We start from the raw sequence: 3,065 nt of genomic DNA on the forward strand, positions 1-3,065 counted from the left end.
CCTATAGTTGTTTTTATTTTATTATTAGCAGAATCAATAGATAGAACTTCTGCTAAACGGATTTGAAGATTTTTCTTTGTTTTAAATATGTTTCGAAGTGGAAATGAAATACTCGCTGGTTCTAGTTGAGAAGTTGCTACCTGATAAAACAGGGGTTGGAATTGATGATGATTGATTTTATCAATAAGTAAAACATCAAACAGTGTCTCGTCTATTTTTTTTATAAACTCAATACCTGCAAACCCACCTCCAATAACAATTATTTTCCTTTTCATGATTATTCCCAAAATACATCCGTTGTGTTTTCAATGAATTTTTCGTTTGTATGAAGTTTTATGATCTCTTCCATATTTTCAGAAGAAGCAACCTTTTGAATTTCATCAAACAAAACTCTTTCTTCAAATCGAACGTGTTTTTCTAAATCTTCTTGTATTTGCTTTATGGAAGTTTCAATATGAGAAGTATCGCAAAATAAACGGGAAATTATTTTGTGTTCTTCGATAGCTTGTTTGATTAGAACATTTTCATTACCTAGTATAGGGAAAATATATTTCTCTTCTAATTCAAAATGTGGCTGTAAATGATTTTTAAAAAACCAATCAATATATAATTTCATACGTGTAATTGAAACACCTTTAGTAAAACCGGTTTTAATTTTCCAGCAGAGTAATAAACTGTGATGGTGTTCTCTGCTCAATGCTTTTAGATATTCTTCTCTTTTTATGGGTTTCATAGTTTTTATATGTGTTACTAGTTTTTCTATAATTTTTGTTGTGGCAGAATCTGAATACATACCGTATGCATTTAATAAAGTGCCTTTTATTTTGTGCTTTGTCGAGGAAATTGCGAATAAAATCATTTCATCTCCCGGGTCAGTATTTCCTTCAAACCGATAGGTTTCATCAATTTCAAATTCATCTGGAGAAAGTTGTGTTAGAGAACTATTGCATACTAAGCATTCTTGCTCCAGATGAACATTGAAATCATGTGTATAACCTCGTTTAATCAGGTCATTTACTGCTTCGCTTAAAGTTTCATAATATTTCATGCAAATTTCATATTAAATCATTTTCAATTTCAACAGCTTTTGGAAAGAGAATATTATTTTCCAAATGTATATGCAGGTGCAGATCTTGCTCAAATTCTTTAAGTAAGGCGAACGAAACACGATAGGTGTTGCAGGCATCTTGAGGAGGCGTATAATTATTGCTTAATTCTTCAATCCTCCTGAAGCGATTTCCTTCTACTGTGTGTTCATCCATCATCATCTGTATTGGGTTTTTAACCGTTCCGAAATTTGCGGCTTCTACATTGGAATTTTCTTGTTTTACTTTTACCATTTTCCTTATGAAAGGAAATAAAATCAGCTCTTCTTTTTTCATGTGAGCAGCTAGTTCACCTGCACTAGCATTAAATTCATTCTTAATTTCAAAGAGTTCGGGATGGTGTTCTCCATGAACTCTGCATATTTTATCTAAATATGGCTGTATTTCTAATGTTTTATCTTGAACGTAGCGGTGGTGTTTCTTTTCAATATAATCCGCTAATAGATCAAGTGGCCACGATTGATAGTCGGTGGTTGCCTCACTTTTCGTTTGTACTAAAGTATCTAAATCTTCTAATACCTTTTTTGAATCAATGTTTTTCTTATCACAGGCCTCTTGAATAGTTCTGTTACCTTGACAACAAAAGTCAATGCTGTATTTTTTGAATACCGATGCGGTGCGGTAGTCTTTTGCTACCAGCTCTCCAATAATTTGGTTTTCTTTCATTTTTTTATGTTTTTAATTGTTTATAAATTTTATTTCAGACTCTATTTCCATGATTACTACGGCCTGAAAATCTTCAGTTATTTGTAACTCGTGTTTTTGCCCTGCTGGTACAACGAAAGATTTGTTTAATTCTAACACATGGTCAATTCCTTTCAGTTTTAAAATAGCCTGGCCTTTTTGAATAATAATTACAGCCTCTTTAGTGCTTACATGTTCTGGCATATTCATTCCAGCACTTCCGGTTACTTGCAATACCTTGAATGTATTTCCTAAATCAAGACGTGTCATTTTTGGATTATCATTTGATTTCATATCTATATTATTTTATTATCGTTTTAAAAAAGTTAATCCGTTATCGAAATCGATTGTTAATGATTTAATGGTTGTCGTTTCACTCATTTTTTTCAGTTCCTCTCTTATTACTATAAATTGATTATGCACCGGACAAGGCATTTTTTCATTACATTTTTTTAATCCTAATCCACAATCATTATAAATATTTTCACCGTCAATAGCACATATAATAGAACTTAGTTTTATTTTTTCTAATTTAACTTTATCCATAGAAAAGCCACCAGTTGGTCCCTTATCGGTATTAATAATTTTTTGTCTAGATAGTTTTTGTAGAATTTTTGACGTGTAAGCTGTTGGTGATTCAATAGCTTCAGCAATTTCTCTCAAATTCACTTTTCTGTCTAAGAGTGATTGTTGAGCAATAAAAATTGATGCCTTAATTCCATATTCACAAGCTTTTGAAAACATCTGTTGTCATTTTATAAGGCAAAGATAAGCAAATATTTTAATAGTGGACAATGGCGTCCACTATTATTTGTTAAATTATTTTAGTAGGTTCTAATTCAAATACTTTAGGTTGGTTTTGTGTCGAATTGCTACAAAAATGTTAACCGAATTTTGTCGGCCGAAAGTTAGTTTGGAAGTATAAAGTCTGGTTGTTTTAGTGTCAGCTTGATGGTTGCACAGTCGTTCTTTAGGCTTGCTTATAACGATCCGGGGCTTGAAGCAGTGCTCCGCCTTTGGAGATTATAAAGATAACGATGGCGCGCAACAAAACAAATTATTTCCTTAATCAAGATTGCGCGCCAACTGGAACCGAAGCGAAATTTCTATTTCTCTAAAAACTGTAAGGCGGGCAATTGCTTCAAGCCCCTGTTAGCGGGAGCACAAGAGAGCCGTCTTTCAGCACCCAAACATCAACGGGAACCTCGACCTGCTTTCTATGAATTTTATGTCTCGTGATGGCTTAATTCGAAGTGATGTTTATTTGATTCTTTG

Annotated in this window: 5 protein-coding genes; all 5 read right to left on the reverse strand. The window is 32.9% G+C overall.

From position 1 onward, the window contains the following. On the reverse strand, positions 1-275 hold a 275-nt coding region (locus KA468_RS11030), incomplete at its 3' end, for an FAD-dependent oxidoreductase (RefSeq protein ID WP_291242983.1). A 2-nt stretch (positions 276-277) separates the two neighbouring features. Further along, the gene (locus KA468_RS11115) at positions 278-1,048 is read right to left on the reverse strand and encodes a hypothetical protein (RefSeq protein WP_366933139.1); all 771 of its coding nucleotides are present in this window, start codon (positions 1,046-1,048) and stop codon (positions 278-280) included. 7 nt (positions 1,049-1,055) lie between these two features. Then, on the reverse strand, positions 1,056-1,772 hold the full coding sequence (gene ric, locus KA468_RS11040; protein WP_291242984.1) for an iron-sulfur cluster repair di-iron protein: 717 nt from the start codon (positions 1,770-1,772) through the stop codon (positions 1,056-1,058). Positions 1,773-1,784: 12 nt separating this feature from the next. Then, positions 1,785-2,060 (reverse strand): cupin, encoded by a 276-nt coding sequence (locus tag KA468_RS11045; RefSeq protein ID WP_291242985.1) that lies wholly within the window; start codon positions 2,058-2,060, stop codon positions 1,785-1,787. Positions 2,061-2,099: 39 nt separating this feature from the next. Continuing rightward, positions 2,100-2,534, reverse strand: a complete 435-nt coding sequence (locus tag KA468_RS11050; RefSeq protein ID WP_291242986.1) for an Rrf2 family transcriptional regulator — start codon at positions 2,532-2,534, stop codon at positions 2,100-2,102. Positions 2,535-3,065: the final 531 nt, after the last annotated feature.

This window comes from Flavobacterium sp. (genome assembly GCF_017985075.1).
Lineage (GTDB): Bacteria > Bacteroidota > Bacteroidia > Flavobacteriales > Flavobacteriaceae > Flavobacterium.